The 507-nt window shown below is 34.5% G+C and carries 1 protein-coding gene; it reads right to left on the reverse strand.

Going from position 1 to position 507, the window contains the following annotated elements; genetic code table 11:
- Nucleotides 1–507: ribonucleotide reductase N-terminal alpha domain-containing protein (locus AB9Q04_RS08060; protein WP_410024823.1), on the reverse strand; the 507-nt coding region annotated here is incomplete at both ends.

Consider the following 507-nt stretch of genomic DNA (forward strand, 5'->3'; position numbering starts at 1 on the left):
CTGGAACTGTATCTATAAAGCAAGATGACAGTTGGTTAAATGGTTTTCTGGCATTGGTCATAGTTGGTGTAGCCATAGTTGCTTTAAGACTTGATAAGATATCATAAAGTCTTTTTGCAAAGGCTACCCTATCTTTTTCTGGAATTGCTAAATGCATGGCAATGCCCATAAACATTTCTTGGACACTTTCTATAATATCGCCTGTAAAGGTACGGATTAAATAGCGTTTTTTAACTAAATCTAGGCCAGAAAATGTAAATAAGTCATCACGTTCTTTTTTTAGGTAGGCTTCTAACTCATCTATATCAGCTGATGAATAGTTTTCTTTGATGTATGCTCCGTAAAGACCAGAATGAGTTAGATAATCAATTTTTGATTTAAAATCTACTATATCATATCTTTCTTCATTTCTTTTTATCTCAAGGTCAATCTCATGCATTAAAAATCTTGCTGCAATAATTTCCCAGTCTGGAGTTTCCTTGCTGGTTAGCTCACTTGCTGCACGAG

The organism is Anaerococcus groningensis (genome assembly GCF_046365465.1).
Classification (GTDB): Bacteria; Bacillota; Clostridia; order Tissierellales; family Peptoniphilaceae; genus Anaerococcus; species Anaerococcus groningensis.